This window comes from Streptomyces sp. NPDC086080 (assembly GCF_044540255.1).
In the GTDB taxonomy this organism is placed as follows: Bacteria; Actinomycetota; Actinomycetes; order Streptomycetales; family Streptomycetaceae; genus Streptomyces.
Genome location: NZ_JBITRU010000007.1, coordinates 277,971 through 300,961, shown reverse-complemented (window position 1 = coordinate 300,961; position 22,991 = coordinate 277,971). Strand labels below are relative to the sequence as shown.

The window sequence follows — 22,991 nt, the reverse complement described above, 5'->3', positions numbered from 1 at the left end:
CACGATCTTCAGTCTTCACACACCGATGATCAGCGGTGGCTGTACCTGTCTCTCAGCCGACCCCACCGGCAAGATCACGATCTACGGCTGGAGTACTAGCGAGTGGCGCGGGCGGCAGAGCCCGCCCTGATCGAGTGAGCTCCGCCGCTTGAAAGTCCAAAGTTCCAGCAGGTCAGCGGATACTGGACGGGATGTCAGGCACCGCAACGGGACGGAGCACCGTTAGGGACTCTTCCTGGCGAGCCATCATCGCAAAGGAGAACCTGTCGATTTCCAAGCAGAGATCGACATCGTCTGGGTGATATCCGCTCCGCAGGCCACCGGCGAGGTCTGCCGCGGCACGAGAAGTCCTCGCGCGGTGGAGATACGGGGCCGCCTCGACATCACCTCCGGCCATACATTGACCAATGTATTCAGCGCAGGCCAGGTCCTCATCGGCCTGGCCTCCCTCGCCGGTGACAACGAACGTCACCGGACCGGAATCCTTGGTCTGCAGGAACCGCGCGGTCGGGCCGGCCACCACGAAGCTCGCGCACAAGACCAGCGGCGCGTTCGCGACGGCCAGCGCGCCCACGGTGCCTGCCGTCGTCTTCTGCACCAGCGTGCGCCCAGCGAAATCGCATGACCTGAGCAAGCCGGGTGAGTTCACCGCGTCGAAGCCCGCTGCTGGAGCTCCGTCCTTCAAAGCCAGCCAACCCGGGCGGCTCTCCTTCAAGGCAAGTGCCTCACTCTCCGTCGAGGCCAGGACGATCCTCTCGACGCCACGCGAGAAGGCCCAGGCAGCCACGGTGAAGGCGCGCATGACGTCGATGACGACAGCAACACGGGGAACGTCGGTCAACTCTGGGATGCCAACGAAGTGATGGTCCATCGCACCATTCTGACGCCCCTGGATCATCCGAAGAGCAGGGTCTGTACGGTCATCGGCCCTGTCTCACGTTCGGTGGTGACGCGGCGTGCCGAGGGAGCCGGTATCGGCGGGGTTATGGTGTTCGGCCAGGTGGCGCAGGTGCCAGAAGGGCGGATCCGCTGGTGGCGTCCCGCCAAGTGGTGTAGGGGATCAAGGCGCCGGAATCCGCAGGCCAGGGGCGGTGGCTCGGTGCGATCGGGTGTCCAACTCGCCCTGCCAGGAGGTCTCGTGGACTGCCGTCTCCACGCAGATCGTCCTGCGCCTCGAACCGGAACGCGGAACGCTTGATCCCCTACACCACGTCGCGGGACACGACCGATCCGCTGGCACCCCGAGGGTTGCAGTTTGGGTTGCATTCGCCTCTGTTCAGGGGCGTCCGGATGACTTCCATCGGGCCCTCTCGGCCCAGGTCAGGACGTTGACGGGCCGTCCCGAACACCCGAACGAACATTTGGAAAGCGTGTTGGGGGCAACCCTTCACGAGTTCGAATCTCGTATCCTCCGCAGCCGCCTGACCAGGCGAAACGAGGAGCCGAGCCGCAATCGCGGCTCGGCTCCTCGTCATACGCTGGTTGCAGTTCTGGTTGCATTTATAGGCGACATTCGGAACATATCGACCGACAGGCGGGCGTACGTCCCGCGACTCCCGGCGGGCGGTCGGCACCGACTTGCGCTGCAGAGGTCCTATGGAACTTGGCTGTGGACGTCCCGGCGATTGCCGACGGTCAGGACCAACACGATCAACTGACGATCCTCAGCAGGGCAGACAACGCCCCGGTCAGGGACGTGATGGCCCTCAACGAGCAGATCGCCGATTTGGACGAACTCGTCGAAGGCCAGTTTCGCGAACACGAACTCGCTGACAGTCCAGGGCGTCCCCGGCATCGGCGCCACCCTGGGCGGGGAGTTCCTTGCGGCCTTCGCCGACGTCGCGCCCGCGTCTCGTGTCACGGCCTCGTGTCGACTCCGGCCTCGCCGGAAAGGTCCCATGTCGAGGCCAGCCAGGCCAGGTCGGCTCCGGCCTGACGGCGGGTCGCCCGCTCGCGCGTGAACAGCTCCTCGGTCTTCGTCAGCACCAGCGTGTACGGGCGTCCCTGCCTCCTGGTCACATGGCTTACGGGCAGCTCGGCCGTGTCGATCCTGCTGTGCACGTGCCGCCGCCCGTCCTTCGCCAGCGGCCACTCCAGCGTCCGCCGCGACCGGGAGCCGAGAAACTCGCCCAGGCCGCCGCACAACTCACAGCCGCACCCGGTCCACGCCACCGACCAGTCGTCCGCGGAGCGCGGCGCCCGTCGCGCGAGCGCGCCGAGCCGGTCCCCGCACTCCCGCGCCACCGCTCCGAGCCCCGCCGACCGAAGCTCGCCCTCCGTCTGTTCCCGCGCCGCGTGACGCAGCATCGGCAGCAGGCACTCCAGGACCGTGTCCTGGCAGGAACGCAACGCCGCCATGATCCGGCCGCGCAGCTGAGCATCAGCCGCTTCCAGGATGCGCAGCAGCGGCAGGCTCAGCCGGTCCAACCGCGCGCGGCGGATCTCGGCCGGCCCGGTTGCGGCCCACAGCCGCAGCTCACCGTCCACCTGGGTCCAGGCGCCGGTCAACAGCAGCTGGGCCACCGCCGGACTCCGGGCGGAGCACAGCGCCGCGCACAGCTGGGGAAGCCGCCCGGTCCAGTCGTACCGGTGTTCCTCGAAGCGGTTCCGCGCGCCGCCGAACCAGCCCTCGGTGACCTGGCCCAGCCACGGGACGCCGTACCGCTTCGCCACCGCGGCCAGGTCGTCCGCGTGTTCCGGAGTGAGCGCGTCGATCCGGAACGGCTCAAGGAGCATCGCGGCGGTCCCGGGCGCCCGAAGGCTTTCGGCCACCCGCAGCGCGCTCCCCAGCTGCCCGGGCTTTACACCATTGCCCTTCCAGAACGGCGCGAGGGACTCGGCCGCGGCACGTGCGCCGTCCCGGTCACCCGTGGTGATACGGGCCTGCAGTTCCTCGAGTGCCCACCGTGATCCGGCCTCGCCGCGCGCCGCGAAGGCCCGCTCCCGTGGCCACACCACGACCGCGGCCCGCCGGTACCAGCGGTCCAGTGTGTTGCCGTAGTTGCCCATGTAGCCCTCGTACTGGGAGTCATAGGGCTTCAGGTCCGTACTCGGGGTACTGGCGCAGCTCTCGTGGTCGCGGACGTAGAGCGAGACCTCCTCGCCGTCGGCGCCGTCCGGACCGGTCCACCAGCCGAGGGTGATCTCGTCGTCGATCAGCTCGCCCAGCTCGTAGCCCTCGTCGGCACCCGCGCCGTCGACCGCCGCTGCTTCCTCCCCCTCTTCCTCTCCGTCCTCCTCCTCGTCGTAGCCGTAGTCGTCCCAGGGGTCGTATCCGGCCGGAGTGGCGTCCCAGGTCTCCTTCACCTCGGCGAGGGCGAGTACCGTCTCGCACCCCGCCTGGGCCGCCGCGGCGCGCAGCAGCGCGGCACGCTCCGCGTCGGCGCCCTTGAGCCGGCCCCAGCCGAGACCCCGCTGCGTGTACTCGTGATCGAGCAGGTAGACGAGACGACGGGGCGGATCGGAGTACGGGCCGCCGTAGCGCGGCCTGGCCGGTGTGTCGAAGTGCTGTTCCAGGCAGTGCGCCAGGTCGTCGAGCGGGCCGGACTCCTGCTCCGGGGCGGCTCGCTCGGCCAGCAGGTTGAGCGTGAGGGTCACCCGGTAGCCGGTCCTGACCGGTGTCACCTCGTGCGGGCAGTCGGCGTAGAAGGCCACCAGGCTCAGCTCCGTCCTCGACGCACGGTAGGTCCGGCTCTGCCCGGCGTGCCCGATGACCAGCTCGCCGCCGGTATGGGCCGAGGGCAGCGACAGCACCAGCGTGCCCACCATGGCGTCGTCCTTCTCCGAGTCCTGGTGAGGGAGGAAGAACTGCCCCTTGCCGTATACGAGGAGCGCGTGCGGCTCGGCCCTCAGCCGGGTCGACGCGGGCAGCCCGAGCTCGTCCCGGAAGTACTCCAGCGCGCCGTCGAGCAGCGTCGGCCAGGCCGGGCCGCCCAGCGTGACCTGGTCCGGCGGGATCTGCCAGGTGTCGCGCACACTGCTGTCGCTCAGGGTGTCCTCCCCCCGGCCGAACAGCGCCGGACGCGCCACCGCGATCAGCTTCTTCACCTGCGGCGCGCGCAGCGGCAGACGCACCGGTCCGACCCCGGCCACCTCAAGGCGGACGCCGTCCGCCGGTGCTTCGAGCCGGGCGCTGAACTCCGTCGCCTTCGCACCGCCGAGGAGCGCGCCCAGCCGCTCCCTCGCGCTCTTGGTCATCACTCCGCCCTCCCTTTTCCCACGGCCGTGCCGCCTCGCCCCGACTCTACGGAGCATCGGGACCGCGGGTGGCCGTCTCACCCGTACGGGAACGCCTTGCCCTGCAAGGACGGACGGACGGGGTCGGGATACGCCGGCTCGGACCTACGTGCCCATGTACGTCCCCCATCCGGGGACAACGGGAACAGCCGACTCCCGCACCTAGCGCCCCGGCGCTGCGGAACAATGGCCCCGTGAACGACGACGATGCTCAACTGCTGTCCCAGGTACGGTCGCTGCGGGAGAAGGGGAGCGGACCGAAGCAGATCGCACGGGCCCTCGGGCTGAAGCCGGCCCGGGCCGGCGCGCTGGTACGCCAGGTGGCCCACGAACAGCAGAGCACGGCCGCACCGGCCGCGCGCCCGGTGGTGGGCTGCTGGGTGAGCGGCGGCTGGAGCACGGACCTGGAGCTGTCCGCGGCCCCCGACTGGGCGCGCGCGGACGACGAGGTCGCCGGGGATCCCGGGGTCGCCGGTTTCGCCCAGGTCCTGATCGCCCGCCAGGAGCGGGCCAGCCGGGTCACCGTCTGCGGGTTCCTCGTCGACGTCTACTGCCTCGGCGTCAAGGACACCGTCGGCCCGCAGGTGATGGGCGGAGGATCACTGGACGCCTACGTACGCGACTACTACCGGGCGTTCGACCGACCTCCGCTGCGGATCGGCCTGGAGCAGGCGCAGAGCATCGTGCACGGTGGGGTGGCCTACGCGCGCGCCCTCGGCTTCGAGCCCGCGCCGGACTTCGCGCAGGTCTCCGTACACCTCGGTGAGCCCGGCCCGGCGGCCCCGCAGGTCGGCTTCGGCCGCCAGGGCAAGCCCTTCTACATCAACGGCCCACGCGACGACGCCCGGAAGATCGTACGGACGCTGGAGCGCACCTGCGGCGCCGGGAACTACGACTACGTCGTGGGTACGGGGCCGCTGTGACCGGCGACCACGACGAGCGTCAGGTGCGCACGACCGAGCACGAGGCACAGGCCAATCTGCGGGCGGTGCTCCAGTTGTGCGCGGTGGGCCGACTGCGCTGCAGCGAGAAGACACTCCGGCCGTCCGCGGCGACAGTCAAGACGGTCGCGGAAGCGCTCAGCAGCGGCGACTTCTACGCCGAGGAACCCATCGCCTCCTTCGCCTGGCCGCTGCTGCTCCAGGCCGGCGGGCTCGCCGAACTCGCTTCCGGCAAACTCGCACTGACCGCACGCGGCAGGGCGGCGCTGACCAAACCGGCCCACGACACGCTCGCCCTGCTGTGGCGGCGCTGGCTCAGCCACGGTGTGATCAACGAGTTCTCTCGCGTCGAAGCGATCAAGGGCCAGCGCGCGGCGAACGTCCTCACCGCCGTCAAGCCGCGCCGGGCCCAGGTCGGCAAGGCCCTGGCCGCCTGCGCATCCGGTGAGTGGACCGATGTCGACACACTCTTCCGCACCATGCGCAAGGCTGGTCACGATCCCGGGATCGCCCGCACCGAGCGCGCCCTGTGGAAGCTCTACCTGGAGGACCCCGAGTACGGCAGCCTCGGCTACGACGGGTTCCACAACTGGGAACTCCTCCAGGGCCGCTACACCCTCGCCGTGCTCTTCGAGTACGCCGCCGTCCTCGGCCTGATCGATGTGGACTACCGGCCGCCAGTGGGCGCCCGCGACGACTACCGCGACAACTGGGGCGCCGACTGGACCGACTGCATCAGCCGCTACGACGGCCTCCTCGCCCTCCGCCTCAACCCGCTCGGCGCCTACGCCACCGGGCAGGCCGCCACCTACCTCCCCGCCCCCGCACCGGCCGACACCGTCCCGAAGAGTTCTGGCGGTCTGAAGGTGCTCCCCAACCACGACGTGGTGGCCCTCGACGGACTCACCCCCGCCGAGAGCCTCCTCCTCGACGCCTTCGCCGAGCGCACCGGCGACCGCGTGTGGGCTCTGACCTCCGCCTCGCTGCTCGCCGCCGTCGGCTCGGGCCGCGACCTCTCCGAACTCCGTCACCATCTGGAGGCCGGCGCCGCTCCGCTCCCGCAGACGGTCACCACCCTGCTGGACGACGCCGCCCGCCGCGTCGGCCAGGTCCGTGACACCGGGCCGGTACACCTCGTCGAGTGCGCGGACCCCGCCGTCGCGGCCCTCCTCGCCACCGACCGCCGCACCCGTACCCACTGCACCCGTCTCGGCGAACGACACCTCGCCATCCCCCTCGACAAGCTCTCCGCCTTCCGCAAGTCCGCCCTTGCCCAGGGCTACCCCGTCGGCTGACACACGCCATCGCCGCCGGTGCGGCCATCACGGTCGAGTACATCGCCGCCTCCGGCAACCGGCCCGTACGCAGCCTCAGCCGCCTCGTGCTCGACCTGCCCTGCCTCGGAGCCTGGTGCCATCGTCGGGACGCCGAGCGCGTCTCACTCTCTCCCGCATCCACAGCGTCATGAGCGAACTGCACCAATAAGGAGGATAAATGGTATCGATGGGGATAGTATCCCTGCCGAGACTATTACCATCGGGAGGCTTGCCATGCATCGCTTCATCGGGCGGGACCGCGAGCTGAACGTGCTCGGCAACGCCTTGCAGGTGGTCCACGATGCCGTCGGGACGACGAAACCGGGGCAGTGCGTCCTCATGCGGGGAAGACGGCGAGTCGGCAAGTCCAGCCTCGTCGAAGAGTTCCTTCGGCGCACCGAGGTGCCGTACCTCTTCTTCACCGCGGCGGGCGGCACCGCGGAGAACGAGCTGACGGAACTGCTCGACGCCGCCGCCAGATCCACCCTCCCGGGACGGGAACTGTTCACGGAGGAGGCTCCAGAACAGTGGAACGCGGCGTTCAGGCTGCTTGCGGAGATCCTTCCCGACGACAGGCCGAGCGTGATCGTCATCGACGAAGTTCCCTATCTCATGGACCGCATCGACGCCTTCGAGGGCATGCTCCAGCGGGCATGGGACCGCCTGCTCAGCCGCAAGCCAGCGCTTCTCCTCCTGGTCGGGTCCGATCTGTCGATGATGGAGGCGCTGAACAGCTACGACCGCCCCTTTCACCAGCGGGGCCGGGAAATGGTCGTGGGGCCCCTGAACCCGGCCGACATCGGCGAGATGCTCGGCCTGTCTCCGGCGGCCGCGTTCGACGCCGCCCTGATCACGGGGGGTCTCCCCCTGATCTGCGCCGAGTGGCGGACGGGAGCGGATGTCTGGGGGTTTCTCCGCGACTCGCTGGACAACCCGATCTCGGCACTGCTGGTCTCCGCCGAGCGCTCTCTGGCCGCGGAGTTCCCACCGCAGGCGATGAGCAGGGAGGTCCTGCGTGCCATCGGATCCGGGGAGCGAACCTTCACCAACATCGCGCGCGCGGCCGGCGGCATCGCCCACACCACTCTCACCCGAGCCACTGACGTCCTGACCGGGAAACGGGTCGTAGCCGCCGAGCTGCCACTCTCACTGCGGCCGTCGAAGGAACGCCGCTATCGCGTGGCCGACCCCTACCTGCGGTTCTGGCTCGCGTTTCTGGATCCGCACATGGCGGAGATCGAGCGGATGCGGGGAGATCTCACATTGAGCCGGATCAAGGAGCAGTGGACGAGCTGGCGCGGCCGCGCGATCGAGCCCCTGGTCCGGGAATCCCTCGCCCGCCTCCTGCCGGACGGGCTCCTGCCGACTGCCCCGGCGATCGGCGGGTACTGGACCCGCAGCAACGACGTCGAAATCGACTTGGTGGGCGCCGACCGACAGCCGGTGGCCAAGCAGTTGGTCTTTCTCGGCTCGGTCAAGTGGCTGGAGAACTCTCCGTTCGACAGCCACGACCTGGCCGCGCTGCAGAAGCACCGGGCAGCGATCACCGACGAGCCGGTACCGCTCGTGGCGGTCTCCCGCAGCGGGATCGGTTGTTCCGGCCTTCAGGCGGTATACGGCCCCGAGGAACTGCTCAGCGCTTGGCGCAGAGTGTGAGCAGGAACTGATCTCTAGTTGCAGTTCTGGTTGCATTCACTGCCGTTCAGCACCGTCCACCGCCTGCCCTCAGCCGCATTCCGTCGCAGGTCAGGACGCCGCTGATCAATCCCGAACCCCCAGACGAACATTTGGAAAGCGTGTTGGGGGCAACCCCTCACGAGTTCGAATCTCGTATCCTCCGCCAGTGCCTCACCGGGCACGATGTCGAAGGGCCCCACCGTTCGCGGTGGGGCCCTTCGACATGCATGGCTGCAGTTCTGGTTGCAGTCCCGTGAACGGGCTCGACAACCTGGCCGCGGAGGAAGAGCTCAGCCACGTCTACTGCCGATCTCCTTCCGATGGCCGTCTCCCCGTGGAGGCGACGACCATCGGTAGTGGCTGTGCCCTTGACCTAAGATCAACTGTCAGTGAGCCTGACGTCATGTCTTCTTGGGTGGCCATCGACTTCGAGACCGCGAACGAGCACAGGGGGAGCCCCTGCGCTGTCGGTATGACCAAGGTCGTCGACGGCCGCGTAGCCGACACTTGGGGCACGTTGATCCAGCCACCCACCGGGCTGAGCCGCTTCAGCCCGTTCAACGTCTCTGTTCACGGCATCACGCCCGCCGACGTGGCGAGCGCCCCGGGCTGGAGAGCAGTCCTCGCTGACATCATCGTGTTCGCTGACGGACTTCCGCTGGTGGCCCACAACGCAGGCTTCGACATGAGCGTCGTACGTGCCGCCTCCGAGGCCGAGGGCATGCCATGGCCCGAACTGCGCTACACCTGCTCACAGGTCGTGGCCCGCCGGACCTGGAAGCTGCTCTCCTACAGCCTCCCTTACTGTGCGGACGCCGCCGGGATCGCCTTTGCCGACCACCATGACGCTGGCGCGGATGCCACTGCGGCCGCCCAGGTCATGCTCTCGGCCATGCAGTCTGCCGGGAGCACCTCGCTCGACGGCCTTCTCAGAGGTCACCAGATCCACTGGGGCTGGATGACGTCGGCAGGTGAGTGGTCGGGCAGTCACTACCGGGGACACGGAGCACGCAAGCCTCTGCCCGGGGCCAACCCCGACGCCGATCCGGACGGCGCGCTGTACGGAGCGACGGTCTGTCTGACCGGGAAGCTGACGTCCATGACCAGGGACGAGGCATTCCACAAGCTCGCTGAGGTCGGCGCACAGCCGACGGGGAACGTCACCAAGAAGACCGACATCCTCGTTTCCGCCTCCCAGACCCGGCTCAAGCCCGGCGACACGCTGAGCGGCAAGGCCAAGAAGGCGCAGGCACTGCTGGAAGCCAGCCAGGACATCGAGGTCCTTGACGAGGACGAGTTCCTGCGACGCCTGCACGGCTGATGCACACGCCGTCACGCTGAGAGACGCCAGCTTCCCTGGCCAGCGCCCCTCAGCCTGTCAGGCACCTGATCGATGCTGGCTGTGTCGTCACTCTCAGGCTTCGGTGTCGCCGTGGCGCCGGAATTCTTCGCCCGATCCACAGCCTGTGCACAAGCCTCGGCGAGCGCGGCAGCGACGGCTTCGCGGTCCGTGCCCCGCACCTGGGCCTCGCACCTCCTGGCCGGGCCGGCGAACGGTGTGCCAGCACTGGTAGGTCCGTGTAGAGGTCGGTCTCGAAATCTTAGATCCCGGGCCGCTTCCTCAGGCTCCCACCCGTCGAGGCCCAGCAGAACGGTCGTGGCGGTGCAGCGAGCGTCATGGAGACGGCCGTCCCGCACGCCGGCGTCCCACAGGAGCCGCTTCCAGACGTGGAAGTCGGTGTCGGGACTCAGCGGTCCGCCGGGCAGCCAGGGGAGTGATCCCGCACGGCGAGGAGGAGACGGGGCGGAAGGCCGGCAGAGTCTGCTGGTCCGGCTCCACGGGGGCGCTGCCATACGTGGCGCAATGTTTACCATCCGATATGCCGATTGGCCATCGACAAAGGGGCCTGATGTTCATGAAGCGTCCATAGCGTCGGGCAGGCCGCCATACCCCCGGCCCACCCACAGAAAGACGCTCACATGCGCCGTACCCGACTCGTCACCGCTGCTCTCGCACTCGGTCTCGGCCTGACGGCCGCCGGTCCGGCCTTCGCCGGTTCCGGGCCGATGGCCTTCGAGCCGATCGAGAGCTCGGCCTACAACCAGATGTCCACCGACTGGATCGAGCCACTCGTTGCTCCCAAGGACTTCACCCAGAAGCTCGTCGCCGACGAGACCGTTCTCGACATCTACGGCGGCACCACGGACGACCTCGCTGACATGAACACCGTCAACGAGACCGGCCCGCAGGCCGGCCGGTACCTGTACCGCACCCACGAGGTCGGCTCCAACGGCGCCCTGAGCGTCGTCGACCTCAGGACCGGCAAGGCGAAGGTCATCGCCCAGCGTGCCGACTGGAGTCGGCTCGACGGCATTCGCTGGACCCCCTGGGGCACCCTGCTCTTCGCCGAGGAGACCACCGGCGGCCGTCTCTTCGAGGCGTTCCTCGACCCGGAGGACCGCACGAAGATCACCCGGGTCGAGGAGCGCCGCGAGGTCGGCATCCTGCGTCACGAGGGCATCGAGGCGCGCGCCGACGGCACCGTCTTCGTCATCGACGAGCTCAACGGCGGCTCGATCTACAAGTTCGTGCCGACCACCCGCGGAGACCTGTCCGACGGCCGGCTCTACGCGCTCAAGCTCAACGGTCTCTCCGCTGCCGAGCAGAAGTGGGACTCGGCGACCTTCAGCGCCAAGACCGGGGCCTTCACATGGGTCCCACTCGACATGGACCAGGTCGTCATCGACGCCGATGCCGCCGCCAACGCGGTGAACGCCACCGAGTTCGGCCGCCCGGAGGACGTCGAGGTCATCGGCAACACGCTGTACGTGGCCAACACCAGCGAGGACCGCGTCGTCGCGATCGACCTGCGCAAGGACGTCCTCTCCACCTTCGTCCAGGCCGGCGTGAACGTCGCCGTCGAGGACCGGAGTGCCGGCGTCACCGGCTTCAACAACCCGGACAACCTCGCCCAGGGCCCCGACGGCCGCCTGTGGATCGTCGAGGACAACTACGCCAGCGACATCTGGGTCGCCGGCGCGAAACACCGCAAGGGCGCAGCGGCCGCCAAGGTCGAACTGTTCGCCTCGCTGAAGGACCCCGGTGCGGAGATCAGCGGCATCTACTTCGGCAAGGACCCGAAGACCCTCTTCTTCAACGTCCAGCACCCCGCCAAACCGTACGCGGACGGCACGTGGACGATCACTCGGCGTTGAGCTGACGAGCCGGCCCACCGAGGCCCCGCCCATGCGGCGGGGCCTCTTGCGGCTTGATGAAAGGGTGAGCCCGGCCGCGCTCTACGGCCAGGAGTGACCCGGCGGGTGCCGGAGCGGCGGGCCCGGCACGCCCCGGTGGGCCACTCGCCGGGGGGAAGCTGCCCTCATACGGCACCCGCCGGCCCCGCGCCTGCGCCATTCTTGGTCCCGGGGCCGGGACTCCGGCCCCGCTACGACATCCAGGGCCGACGAGGTACACCCGCATGACATCCCCTTCACCGCTGACGACCTGGCTGCGCGGCCTCGACGGTTCTCGTCTGGCGCGCGTGCTCGAAGCGCGGAAGGACGCCGCGTCCCCTCCGGAGCCGCGCTCGGTGGGCGAGCTGGCGGACCGTCTGCAGCGCCCGGGATCGGTGGCGTTGGCGCTGCGTCGGCTCGCGCTGCCGCAACTCCAGGTCGCCGAGGCGCTGGCGGCCCTGGGGGTGCCCGCCTCCCGTGACGCCCTGGCGGAACTGCTGGGCGCGGCGGACGAGGAGACCGCGCGCGCACTGGACGCCGTACTGGACGTGCTGGCCGATCACGCTCTGGTCTGGCCGGACCGCGCGGGGGAGCTCCGCATGGCCGGATCGCTGCGCCGGGCATGGGACGCGCCCCTGGGGCTGGACGCCCCGCTGGAACAGCTGCTCGCGGGCGTGACGTCCGAGGAGCTGCGCCGCATGCTGGCGGCCCTGGGCGTCAAGCCACCGGGCACCAAACCGCAGCGGCTGGCCGCGCTGGTGGAGCACCACAGCGACCCGGAACGGGTCGTCCCAATGGTCGCGAAAGCCCCTGCGGCGGCCCGGGAACTGCTCGAACGCCGGGCGGAGGGCATGCCGGGGCAGCCTCGGTTCATCGTGTTCGCCCCGTCCGGCTCCGGCCTCGAACCGGGCGAGCGATGGGCGCTGGACCGAGGGCTCCTGGTCCAGGACCGTCACCGCTACGGCCCGGCCCGCATGCCTGCCGAGGTGGCCCGCGCACTGCGCGGACCCGGCTGGCATGCCCCGTTCGAGCCCGTCCCGCCCGCCGCGCGGCTGACGCCGGTCACCGCGAGGGAGGTGGACAGCGAGGCGTCGGCCGCGGCCACGGCGTTCGCGTCCCAGGCCGTCTCGGTCCTGTCGGCCTGCTCGGCGACCCCGCCGGCCCGGCTGAAGTCCGGCGGGATCGGTGCGCGGGAACTGGCCCGCGTCGGCAAGGCCGCACAGGCCGACGACGCCGTCGTACGCCTCACTCTCGAGACCGCGTACGCCGCCGGGCTCCTGGCCCGGGACGGCGACCGCGTGGCGCCCACGGAGGAGTACGACGCCTGGGCGGAACAGGAACCCCCGGAGCAGTTCGCGGTACTGCTCCAGGCGTGGCGGAACCTGCCGCTCACCCCCACCCGGGCCCGCGACGAGGACAACAAGGCACTTCCCGCTGTCGCGGGAGCACCGCCCTGCGACGGCTGCGCGCAGGCCCGCCACGGGCTGCTGGCCGCGGCCGCACGGCTCCCGGCCGGGCAGGGCGCGGTGGTCCCCGCGGATCTGGGGCCCCAGATCGCCTGGCACCGCCCGCTCGCCCACCCGGCGGACCCGGACGGAGCACCGTTCGCCACCGTGATCCGTGAGGCCGAGATCCTGGGCGTACTCGCTCGCGGCGCCCTGTCCGCCCTCGGCATCCCTCTGTACGACGGCGACACGGAGCTGCTGGACCGGGAGTGCCGCCGGCTGCTTCCCTCGGCCACCTCGACGGCACGGATCGGCGCCGACCTCACCGCCGTCGTCACCGGCACACCGTCCGCACGGCTGGCCCGGCTCCTGGACTCCGTCGCCGACCGGGAGACCAGCGGCACGGCATCCGTGTGGCGGTTCGGCACCGGCAGCATCCGCCGGGCACTGGACTCCGGCCGTCTCCCCGAGGACATCACGGCCGACCTGGCCGCTGTCGCCGCAGGGCCGCTGCCGCAGCCGCTGACGTACCTGATCACCGACACCGCGCGCGGCCACGGGCGCGTGCGCGTCTCACCCGCCGCCTGCGTCATCCACGGCGACGACCCCGCCCTTCTCGCCGAACTCGCCGCCCACCGAAGGCTCGCGAAGCTCGGACTGCGGCAGTTGGCGCCGACGGTGCTGATCAGCCGGGGCCCGCTGGACACGACCCTCGCCGCGCTCCGGGCCGAGGGATATGCCCCCGTCGCCGAGACCGCCGACGGCACGGTACGGATCGAGCAGGTGCCGCATCAGCGGGCCGCCGCCGCTCCCGTGCCGGCTCCGCGCCGCTCCGACGTGGCGAGGACACCCGCCCCGGCCGACACGAGCGTCCTGGCGGCCCGGCTGCTGAAGGCCCCGCCCACGCTGCCCGACCCCGCGCCGCTCGCCGGAGGACCGCCCTTCTCCACGGACACCGAGGAGATCCTCGCGGGGTACGCGAAACACCTGACGTACGCCGACGTCCGTCAGCTCGCCCATGCCATCGACACCGGTGAACCCCTCACCATCGAGTACGTCGCCACCTCGGGGAACCGGACGGTACGCACCGTCAGCGACATCGTCCTCGACCCGCCCTACCTCGACGCCTGGTGCCACCTGCGCGACGACGAGCGCGTCTTCACCCTCTCCCGCATCCACGGCGTGATGAGCGTCCCGGCCGGGTGAAGAGGGGGCGGCCGGTTCGAAGGGGCCCCTTCGCTGGTGCCCGTTCGCACCGAGCCCCGCCGCCCTCGTCCGCGAGGCCGTTCTCGCCGCCCGCGGTCGGAGACAGATCACAGCCGTGCGGTGAAAGACCGCCCGCCGGCGATGACTTCGTTCCGCAGCGGAAGTCTCCTTCAGGACCGCCCTCGCCGGACGTCCCCTGTTCGGGCCGGGGCACCGCAGACCACGGCCCTCGACAGGAGTCCCGTTCGCATGACTGATCCGGCACTGACCTCAGGCCGCCCTTGCGCTACCGCGATATGGCCCTTGATCCACGCCGAACGGGCGGCGCTGGCGGCCGATCTCGCGGGACTGACGGACGAGCAGTGGGAGACCCCCTCGCTCTGCGCCGGTCTGACGGTGCGTGAGGTGCTGGCGCACCTGACCGCGGGCGCGAGCCTCGATGCCGTGCGCTGGCTGGCGGGGGTGATCCGCTGCCGGTTCGACTTCGACCGGCAGGTGGCCGTGCGGCTGGCCGAGCAGCTCGGCGCGACCCCGGGCGAGACCCTCGGACGCTTCCGGCGCATCGCCTTGAGCAGGACCAAGCCTCCCCTGCCCGCCCTCGCCATGCTGGGCGAGACGATCGTGCACGGTGAGGACATCCGGCGCCCGCTGGGCATCCGCCGCGACCCTCCGATCGACGTGGTCACGGCGACGGCCGAGTACTACCGGGGCTCGGACCTCGTGGTCGTCGCCAAGGGACGCATCGACGGCCTGGAACTCGTGGCGGACGACGGGCCGTTCAGGACCGGTTCGGGTTCCCTCGTGTCCGGCCGCACGGTGGCCCTGGTGATGGCGATGACGGGGCGCGCGGCGTACTGCGACGACCTGGAGGGCGACGGTGTGGAGCTTCTGCGCAGCCGCTGCGGGACGGTGTGACCCGGTGGCGTGACGGCCGGCCCGGCCGTCAGGCGCGGGCGAGTTCCGCCGCGCCGAAGGAGACGTCGAAGCGGTCGCACCAGATGCTGACGCTGGTGTAGCGGGAGGGGTCGATGTCCTCGGGCACGGTGTAGTTCTGGCTGCCCTTGTTGCCCTTGAGCTTGCCGAGGCTCACGTACTCGCCGTCGTCGAAGACGTGCCAGCCCGCGCGGCCCTCCTTGACCGGCGCGTCGGTCAGCCACACGTGCAGATCGGGGCCGTTGCTGGTGTCGAGCCCTTCCAGGCGCACCACGTGACTGCCGTCGGCCAGCCGCACGAACCTCACCGTGCCGGACGTGGCGTGCTCGTGGCTGATCAGCTCGCCGCTCGCCAGCGTCGTCGGGCCGGCCGGGGGCGGGGTGGCCGGGGGCGGGGTGGCCGTCGCCCCGGAGGGGGACCCGGCGGACGGTGCCGGGGCGACTGCCGTGACCTGGGGCAGCGCCTCCTGGACCGTCTCGTCCTGCCACAGCTTCCACGGCTGGAACCAGTACAGCCCGAAGGCGACTCCGACGACCGCCACCATCAGCACTCCGGCCGTCCAGGGCCTGAACAGTGCGCTCCGCACCCGTCCCATGTCGTTCGCCTTTCCGGGAATCAGCAGTACCGGGTCCATTCAACGGGCGGATCGCCCGTCCGGGGCGGCGTGGCGGATGACGAAACCCTTACGTCCGCGCGGCGTCGAGGCCTGTCACGTCCTCAACGGGTGATCTCCACCTGCCGGGTCTCGGTCACCTGGTCCAGTTCGGAGACGCGGACGGTCAGCTTCATCGTCCAGGTGCCTTCGAGGGGGAGGGTGAGGTCGCTGGTGGCCCAGTAGCCGCCGCGGTCGGTCATCCTCGCGTCGATGGGGCCGACGTCCTTGGCGTCGAGGGTGAAGGTGATGCCGATCTCGGGGACGAAGGTCAGGGCGCCGCGGGGGCCGAAGACCACCGCTTGGAGGCCGTTCTCGCCCACCCGGCCCGGGTCCATCTGGATCTGTACCGTGCCACGGCCGTCGGGTGTGCCGACGTCGAAGGGGATGGTGAACGCCTCCGCCCCGGGCAGCCCGGCCACCTGCGGGCGGGGTGCCTCGGCCGCCTCGGCCTCCGCGCGGGCGGGGAGGGTACCGGTCAGTACGGAGGTGATCAGCAGGACGACGACGGCGATGAGCACCTCGGCCAGCACGGAGCGGCGCAGGGCACGGCGGTAGTGGCCGGAGGTCGGCGGCGGGGGTGTGCCGGCCGGGTCTGGCTCGTCCCCGGACACCGCGGGAGGTCCCTCCGGCCCGTGCCCGTCCTCGGACGCCGCGGGAGGTCCCTCCGGCCCGTCTCCGGACACCGCGGGGGGTACGTCCGGCCCGCCGGTCCCCGGGCTCGGTGTCCCGCCCGCCGCGCCCACCAGCTCCGGCACCCGGGTCTTTGCCGGTGCCGGTGCCTGCGCCGCCCGCCTCACGAGGAGGGTCGTCCAGCGGCGGGAGAGGGCCGCCGCCGCCAGCAGGAAGACGGTCGCCGCGAGTTTGGCCGTCAGGGTGCGGCCGTACGACGTCTCCGTGAGGGCGCTCCAGGAGCCGAGGCCGCGCCAGGACTGGTAGAGGCCGGTGACGACGAGGACGGTCACGGAGAGGAAGGCCAGGCGGGAGAAGCGGGCGACCGTGGCCGGCGGGGGCGGGGTCTTGGCGCGGTACAGGGTGAGAAGCAGGGCCGTGAGGCCGCCGAGCCAGCAGGCCATCGCCAACAGGTGGAGGACGGACGACGTCATCGCCGCCGGAACCTGGATGCCGGCGGAGGCGTGTTCGGCCGCCGCCCAGGTCAGGGCGAGGGTGACGGAGACGGCGGCGCCGATGGCCAGGCGGGCCCGGGGGCCGCTGCGCCGGGCGAGCGGTACCAGGACCGCCGCCGTCAGCAGGAGCAGCGCCAGCCGGGTCAGCAGGGCGAGCCCCGGGCGGCCGGTGAGGGCGCCGGTGAACGCCTCGAGGTCGAGGGCGGTCGCGGGGGACGTGCCGTTCTCGTACGGGGCGCGCAGGACGAGCAGGGCGAGCGTGGCCGTCAGCAGCGTCCACCAGCCGGTGAGCAGCGCCGGCCGCAGCGGGGCCGTGTCGGCCGGACGGCACAGCCCGGCGAACGCCGCCGCGCCGATCATCAGGGCGGCGGCGACGTAGGCGAGGTAGCGGCCGGTGTCGTACAGGCTCTTGGTGACCGGGTCTTCGGCGTGGTCCGCGGGTGCGGCGGGCGGGGTGGGCGAGGGCTTGCCGATGGAGAAGGTGAAGGCGCCGGAGACCGGGTGGCTGTCGGCGGAGACCACCCGCCAGGCCACCGTGTACGTGCCGTCCGCGAGGCCGCCGGGCAGTTCGGCGCGCGCGGTGTCGGAGGCGCCGTCCGCGTGCCGCGGTTCCTCCAGGTGGACCCGGTGGTTGTCGGGGCTGTAGACGCGGAAGGAGTCGTCGAGCAGGCCGACGGACTCCGTGAAGGTCAGGGTGATGTGCCGCGGGGCGCTCTTGACGACGCTTCCGTCGCCGGGGTCGCTGTCCCGGAGGGCGGCGTGGGCGCTTGCCGGGGCGGCGCTGCCGAGGACGAGCAGGACCAGCACGGTGCCCAGCAGCACCAGCCCTTGAAGTCGCCGGGTTCCGCGGGGGCCCGGGGCTCCGCTTCGTCCGTCATCGCCCGCCACCTCGCTGCGCCGTCGCTCCACGTCGTACCCGCCTCCCGGCAATCCGGCTCCGGGTTACGTACGGACGGCGGGCCCGATGTGCTCATCGGAGCGGTGCACCGGCGGCCGGGCGGGCCCATCCGAGCGGCCGGGGACCGGCGGCCGGGGCGGCCGGGCCGGGCGGCAGGCCCGGCGCGCTCAGGGACGGCGCATTGTCCGCAGCATGTCCCGCCCGAAGGCGAGCACAGCCTCCGCACGCTCAGGGACGGCACGTCGTCCGCAGCACGTCCCGCCCGAAGGCGAGCACAGCCTCCGCACGCTCAGGGACGGCACGTCGTCCGCAGCACGTCCCGCCCGAAGGCAAGCACAGCCTCCACGCGCTCAGGGACGGCACAGTTGCCTGATGTGCGCCGCCCGGTCGGGGTAGCGCGCCGTCAGGTCCGTCGCCTCGCCGTGTTCGTAGCCCTCGTAGGTGAAGCCGGGCGCCATCGTGCAGCCGAAGAACGTCCAGGTGCCGCCGGCCGCCACGCGTGCGCCCATCCAGGTGCCGGCGGGGACGGTGAGCTGGACGTGCTGGCCGCCGAGGACGTCCGGGCCCAGGACGGGGGCGCGGGAGGTGCCGTCGGGGGCGAGGAGGAGAAGCTGGAGCGGGTCGCCGAGGTAGTGGTGCCAGGTCTCGGCGGCGGGCAGCCGGTGCAGGGCGGAGAAGTCGCCGAACGCGTCGGTGAGCAGGGCGACGATGGCGGTGCCCTCGGGCCGGCCGTCGGGACGTGCGGGGCCGGCCCAGGTCTGCCGGAAACGGCCGCCCTCCTGCGGGAGCGGCTCCAGACCGTAGAGGGCGACGAGTTCGTCGGGGGTCACCCGCGAAACGCTACCTCGCGCGTGAGGAACGCGAGCCGCGCCTGCTTCTCCGGGAGGTACACGTCCGGCAGGACGATCTCCGGCAGGACGACCACGGGTCCGGCGGAGAAGCCGTGCCTCAGGAAGCGGGCGACCGCCTTCTCGTTGGCGACGTCCGGGTCGACCACCACCCGGTCGCGGTCCAGCGCCAGCAGCACGTACGTGAAGACGGCGGTCAGCAGCCGGCCGGTCCAGCCGGGCCGGGTGCCGCCGGGCGCGGCGGGGGCGAGGAGCAGGTGGATGCCGATGTCGCCCGGTTCGACGGGGTAGCACGCGCCGACGCGGTCGGCCTCCGGCTCGTAGGTCTGGAGCAGCGCGGCCGGAGTGCCGTCCTTGAGGACGAGGTACGCGTGGTGGGTGTCGAGGGTGTCCATGTGGGCGTAGATCTCGGCGACCCGCTGTTCGGTCAGGCCGTTCATGCCCCAGAAGGCGGCGCGTTCCTCGCTCACCCAGCGGTGCAGCAGGGGCGCGTCGGCGGCCGGGTCCAGCGGCAGGACGCGTACGGTGCCGAAGCCGTCGGCCTCCTGCTCGTGGACGGCCGTGCGGGAGGCGTACGGGTCAGACATCGGTCTCCTTCGTCAGTCGCGCCCAGTCGGTGAGGACCGGGGCCAGGTCGCCGGCGAGCCACAGGGGCTGCTGGTCGCGGTGGTGGGGTGAGCCGGGCACGCCCGAGGCGCCGTGCGGCACCACCCAGCGGCTGTCCTCGCGCCGGGCCAGGTCCCAGACGTAGCGGGCGGCGGGACCGCGCGCGGCGAGGTCGGTGAGACCGGGCACGGGGGAGGTGCACAGCACGCAGTCGTGGTCGCCGGAGAGTCCCGGTTCGTCGTCGTACGGCGTCCCGGACGGCGGCAGGGCCCGCCAGGGGGCGAGGCGGTGGGTGTCGCCCCAGGCGCCGGTGGGTGGTTCGGCGGCCACCTCTTCGAGCGCCGCGCGGACGGCGGCCGGGCGGTCGATGCCGAACAGGTCCGTGGCGGAGAGCAGGTGTTCGAGGGCGTACCCGACGCGCGGGAGCAGCGCGAGCCAGGGCCGGAAGACCTCGGGGTACGGGGGTGGCGTGGCCGCCGCCGCGAAGGCGGGGTGGGCGGCGAGGCGGCGTACGAGCGCGGTGCGCAGCGCGGCGAAGGCGGCCGCGTCGGCGCTGTGCGCGTCCATGTGCCGGTTCCAGTGCAGCAGACGGTCGCGCAGGGCGGCGGCGGGCTCGGTGAGGGTGTCGGTGTCGAGCGCGGCGAGGTGGTCCAGGAGGGGGGCGGCGGAGGCGAGGTGGGTGTCCGTGTGGATCGCGGACATGTCGGCGGCGGCCCAGCGGGACCGCCGGCCCAGCAGGGTGGCGATGCGCTCCGCGCGGTGCGGCGGGGCGAACTCGACGCCGAGGGGGGCGGCCGGGCCGCGCTGGTTCGCCATGACGGCGACACCGTCGGTCAGTCCGTCGCGCGGGGGCTCGTGCCAGCCCTGCCAGGCGTGGCCCGGTTCCCACGCGGGGACCGGCCGGACGCGGTTCTCCTCGGCGCGGACCGGGACGCAGCCGGCCACGCGGTGCAGGGTGCCGCCGTCGGTGTCGGCGGCCATGATCACGTTGACCGGTTCGGCCCACAGGTCGGCGGCCCGGTCGATGTCGGCGACCCGGCGGGCCCGCAGCAGGGGCAGCAGCGCGCCGAAGCCGAGGTCGCCGGTGACGCGGGGCGGGTAGCGGAGGGCCAGGGCCGGCGGGGGCCCGGCGGGGGCGGGCACGCCGTCGTCGAGGCCTTCGGGGCCGCCGATCACGACGGGGCCCCGTTCGGTCTCGATGATCTCGACCTCGACCGGCTCCCCGCCCGCCACCTCGATGGTCTCGGTGTGCCGGGCGGCCCGGCGCCAGGTGCCGTCCGGGCCGAGCGCCTCCGCACCGGCGCCGGTGCGGCGCAGCCGCTCGCGGTAGAGGTCCTGGTAGTCGGCCATGGCGTTGGTGATGGCCCAGGCGACGGTGCCGGTGTGACCGAAGTGGGCGATGCCGGGGACGCCGGGCACGGCGAGGCCGACGACGTCGAACTCCGGGCAGGACAGGCGGATCTGCTGGTACACGCCCGGGTCCTCGATGAACCGGTGCGGGTCCCCGGCGATGACCGCGTGCCCGGTGACCGTGCGCTCCCCGGCGACCAGCCAGCCGTTGCTGCCGGAGGTGCCGGGCCCGTCGGCGGCGAACAGGCCGGCGGCGTCGGCACCGAGGTGCGTGGTGATGTGCTCGCGCCAGAGCTTGGCGGGGAAGCCTGCGAAGAGGATGTGCGTGGAGAGCCAGACCGCCAGCGGTGTCCAGGGCTCCCAACGGCCGGGGACGAGACCGACCCGGTTGAACTCGGGGGCGAGGCCGCGGGCCGGTCCCTCACCGGGGATCTCTGCCGTGCCGGTTTCGCTCCGGGCAGACCTGCCCGCCCCACCGGCCTCACCCCCGGCAGACCTGCCCGCCCGGCCGACCGGGGTTTCGGCGGGACTCCCGGCGGCCTCCCCGCTCCCCACCGAGCCGCCGTCCCGACCAGCCGCACCACCGTCCCGACCAGCCGCACCACCGTCCCGACCAGCCGCACCACCGTCCCGACCAGCCGCACCACCGTCCCCCGTACCCGTACCGTCGGCCGCCCTGGCAGTGGGCGCTTCGGGCCCCCGGCCGGGAGTCCTCGGCCGGCCCCGTCCCCCCGCGTTCCCGGCGGGTACCGGACCGGCACCGGTCACCTGCGCGGAGGGGCCCGCGACGGCGAAGGAACCGTCGTGCGGTGAGCCGGGATCCGCGGCCGGTGCCGGTGCCCCCGCCGCCGTGCCCGACGCCAGGACCTCGTTGACTCCGGCCACGTACGCCCGTACCCATTCCGCCGTCTCCGGGTCCCGGCGCTCCAGTTCGGCGAAGCAGCGGCGGGCCGTGTCGGTCAGGCGGGCACGGCGGACGAAGCGGTCCCAGGGGAGGGCCTCGGGGCCCAGGAAGGAGGCCGAGGTGCCCTGGGCGCGGTGGCGTTCGACCTCGAGCTGCCAGGCTCGGTCGAGGGCGGTGACCCGGCCCTGGGCGCGCGCGAGTTCGTGCACGCCGTCCGCGCGCAGGTGCGGGATGCCCCAGGGGTCCCGAAAGATCTCGCCGGTCACTGTGCCCTCACTTTACTTTAGGTTAGCCTCCCCTAAGTTAACCGGGTGGATGCGGGCGCTGGGGTACTGGCGCGCGAGCTGAGCCGCGACGCGCGATCATCGGGGCATGGACGTCACCCTGCACCTCGCCCAGGACCCCGATGCCGACCGGCTGCTGGGCCGCAGCCCGCTCGCCGCGCTGACCGGGATGCTGCTGGACCAGCAGATCCCGATGGAATGGGCGTTCAAGGGCCCGGCGACGATCGCCCAGCGGCTCGGCGCGGACGATCTGGACGCGCACGAGATCGCCGCGTACGACCCCGACGCGTTCGCGGCGCTGCTCTCCGACAAGCCGGCCGTGCACCGCTATCCGGGCTCGATGGCAGGCCGAATCCAGCAGCTGTGCCAGTACCTCGTCGAGCACTACGACGGTGACGCCGAGGCCGTCTGGCGGGGTGTCCAGGACGGCAGGGAACTGCTGAGGCGACTGCAGGACCTGCCCGGTTTCGGCAAGCAGAAGGCCCAGATCTTCCTCGCCCTGCTCGGCAAGCAGCTGGGGGTCGGGCCCACCGGCTGGCGGGAGGCCGCCGGCGCCTACGGCGAGGAGGAGTCGTTCCGTTCCGTCGCGGACATCACCGGCCCCGAGTCGCTGTCGAAGGTGCGGGCGCACAAGCAGGAGATGAAAGCGGCGGCGAAGGCGGCGAAGGCCGCCAGGAAACCGGGCGCGTGATCGGGTACGCGGCCCGGCACGCCGGGAACGCCCGGGCCGCCGCGCCACGCGAACGCAACCGACCCTTTCGGGGGAATCAGCCGCACGGCCGGGGTGACCCGACCCTGCCCTGAACACCGCGCACGCATCACCGAACAGGGGACGCGCCTGCGACGGACGACCGTTCCCTCCCGGTTCACCACACTTTTTCCGGTGTCGTACTGCGCCGCCATGGCTGCGCCCGGATCGCCTTGGCCGGTAGGCTTTCCGTGTGATCTTCAAGCGCATCGGAAACGGCCGGCCGTACCCCGACCACGGCCGGGAAAGCACCCGGCAGTGGGCGGACGTCGCGCCGCGCCCGGTCCGCCTCGATCAGCTCGTGACGACGAAGCAGCAGCTCGACCTCGAGACCCTCCTCGCCGAGGACTCGACGTTCTACGGCGACCTCTTCGCGCATGTCGTGAAGTGGCAGGGCGACCTGTATCTGGAGGACGGGCTGCACCGAGCCGTGCGGGCTGCGCTCCAGCAGCGCCAGGTGCTGCACGCACGCGTGCTCGAACTCGACTGACGGCCCCTCCGGAACCCTTCCCCGGGGACCGTTTTGACCCTTTCGGGTCGGACTGCACAAGGACTGCACCCAGTCGGATGATCATCCGGTAGGCAT

General features: G+C 71.7%; 17 protein-coding genes and 1 pseudogene. 9 read left to right on the top strand and 9 right to left on the bottom strand.

Annotated elements, in window-relative coordinates; genetic code table 11:
- Positions 1-172: 172 nt before the first annotated feature.
- The 3 genes from ACIF9R_RS12205 to ACIF9R_RS12195 form a co-directional block, all read right to left on the bottom strand.
- Positions 173-871: a 2-phosphosulfolactate phosphatase gene (locus tag ACIF9R_RS12205; protein WP_399977896.1), complete on the bottom strand. Its 699-nt coding sequence runs from the start codon at positions 869-871 to the stop codon at positions 173-175.
- Between the two features lie 723 nt (positions 872-1,594).
- Positions 1,595-1,804 (bottom strand): hypothetical protein, encoded by a 210-nt coding sequence (locus ACIF9R_RS12200; RefSeq protein WP_399977894.1) that lies wholly within the window; start codon positions 1,802-1,804, stop codon positions 1,595-1,597.
- Positions 1,805-1,857: 53 nt separating this feature from the next.
- Complete coding sequence (locus ACIF9R_RS12195) at positions 1,858-4,197, bottom strand: 2OG-Fe(II) oxygenase (RefSeq protein WP_399977892.1); 2,340 nt, start codon at positions 4,195-4,197, stop codon at positions 1,858-1,860.
- Between the two features lie 233 nt (positions 4,198-4,430).
- On the opposite strand from ACIF9R_RS12195, the gene ACIF9R_RS12190 reads away from it, so the two are divergent.
- The 4 genes from ACIF9R_RS12190 to ACIF9R_RS12175 all read left to right on the top strand — a co-directional run bounded on the left by ACIF9R_RS12190 (position 4,431) and on the right by ACIF9R_RS12175 (position 9,491).
- The gene (locus tag ACIF9R_RS12190; protein ID WP_399977890.1) at positions 4,431-5,159 is read left to right on the top strand and encodes a hypothetical protein; all 729 of its coding nucleotides are present in this window, start codon (positions 4,431-4,433) and stop codon (positions 5,157-5,159) included.
- Positions 5,156-6,472: a helicase-associated domain-containing protein gene (locus ACIF9R_RS12185; RefSeq protein ID WP_399977887.1), complete on the top strand. Its 1,317-nt coding sequence runs from the start codon at positions 5,156-5,158 to the stop codon at positions 6,470-6,472. The genes ACIF9R_RS12190 and ACIF9R_RS12185 overlap by 4 nt, the downstream gene beginning before the upstream one ends.
- A gap of 255 nt (positions 6,473-6,727) precedes the next feature.
- Positions 6,728-8,149: an ATP-binding protein gene (locus ACIF9R_RS12180; protein ID WP_399977885.1), complete on the top strand. Its 1,422-nt coding sequence runs from the start codon at positions 6,728-6,730 to the stop codon at positions 8,147-8,149.
- A gap of 424 nt (positions 8,150-8,573) precedes the next feature.
- A complete protein-coding gene (locus ACIF9R_RS12175; protein ID WP_399977882.1) occupies positions 8,574-9,491 on the top strand; it encodes an exonuclease domain-containing protein in 918 nt (305 codons plus the stop codon).
- 257 nt (positions 9,492-9,748) lie between these two features.
- Here ACIF9R_RS12175 and ACIF9R_RS12170 read toward each other — a convergent pair.
- Positions 9,749-9,931, bottom strand: a pseudogene (locus ACIF9R_RS12170) (site-specific integrase); the annotation flags it as partial.
- A gap of 219 nt (positions 9,932-10,150) precedes the next feature.
- Here ACIF9R_RS12170 and ACIF9R_RS12165 point away from each other — a divergent pair.
- The 3 genes from ACIF9R_RS12165 to ACIF9R_RS12155 all read left to right on the top strand — a co-directional run bounded on the left by ACIF9R_RS12165 (position 10,151) and on the right by ACIF9R_RS12155 (position 14,970).
- A complete protein-coding gene (locus tag ACIF9R_RS12165; protein ID WP_399977879.1) occupies positions 10,151-11,386 on the top strand; it encodes an alkaline phosphatase PhoX in 1,236 nt (411 codons plus the stop codon).
- Positions 11,387-11,649: 263 nt separating this feature from the next.
- Positions 11,650-14,055: a helicase C-terminal domain-containing protein gene (locus ACIF9R_RS12160; RefSeq protein ID WP_399977877.1), complete on the top strand. Its 2,406-nt coding sequence runs from the start codon at positions 11,650-11,652 to the stop codon at positions 14,053-14,055.
- A gap of 249 nt (positions 14,056-14,304) precedes the next feature.
- The gene (locus ACIF9R_RS12155) at positions 14,305-14,970 is read left to right on the top strand and encodes a maleylpyruvate isomerase family mycothiol-dependent enzyme (protein ID WP_399977874.1); all 666 of its coding nucleotides are present in this window, start codon (positions 14,305-14,307) and stop codon (positions 14,968-14,970) included.
- 28 nt (positions 14,971-14,998) lie between these two features.
- Here ACIF9R_RS12155 and ACIF9R_RS12150 read toward each other — a convergent pair whose 3' ends face one another.
- From ACIF9R_RS12150 to ACIF9R_RS12130, 5 genes are all read right to left on the bottom strand, one after another.
- Positions 14,999-15,583, bottom strand: a complete 585-nt coding sequence (locus ACIF9R_RS12150; protein ID WP_399977871.1) for a DM13 domain-containing protein — start codon at positions 15,581-15,583, stop codon at positions 14,999-15,001.
- Positions 15,584-15,705: 122 nt separating this feature from the next.
- Positions 15,706-17,589: a copper resistance protein CopC gene (locus ACIF9R_RS12145; RefSeq protein ID WP_399977930.1), complete on the bottom strand. Its 1,884-nt coding sequence runs from the start codon at positions 17,587-17,589 to the stop codon at positions 15,706-15,708.
- 426 nt (positions 17,590-18,015) lie between these two features.
- On the bottom strand, positions 18,016-18,495 hold the full coding sequence (locus ACIF9R_RS12140) for a cupin domain-containing protein (protein ID WP_399977868.1): 480 nt from the start codon (positions 18,493-18,495) through the stop codon (positions 18,016-18,018).
- A complete protein-coding gene (locus ACIF9R_RS12135; protein ID WP_399977865.1) occupies positions 18,492-19,100 on the bottom strand; it encodes a GNAT family N-acetyltransferase in 609 nt (202 codons plus the stop codon). Before ACIF9R_RS12135 ends, ACIF9R_RS12140 begins: the two co-directional genes overlap by 4 nt.
- Positions 19,093-21,639, bottom strand: a complete 2,547-nt coding sequence (locus ACIF9R_RS12130) for a penicillin acylase family protein (RefSeq protein WP_399977863.1) — start codon at positions 21,637-21,639, stop codon at positions 19,093-19,095. Before ACIF9R_RS12130 ends, ACIF9R_RS12135 begins: the two co-directional genes overlap by 8 nt.
- Positions 21,640-21,745: 106 nt before the next feature.
- On the opposite strand from ACIF9R_RS12130, the gene ACIF9R_RS12125 reads away from it, so the two are divergent.
- Entirely contained in the window at positions 21,746-22,348 is a 603-nt protein-coding gene (locus ACIF9R_RS12125) for an HhH-GPD-type base excision DNA repair protein (protein WP_399977861.1), read from the top strand.
- A gap of 250 nt (positions 22,349-22,598) precedes the next feature.
- The gene (locus tag ACIF9R_RS12120; RefSeq protein WP_004943146.1) at positions 22,599-22,895 is read left to right on the top strand and encodes a type II toxin-antitoxin system VapB family antitoxin; all 297 of its coding nucleotides are present in this window, start codon (positions 22,599-22,601) and stop codon (positions 22,893-22,895) included.
- Positions 22,896-22,991: the final 96 nt, after the last annotated feature.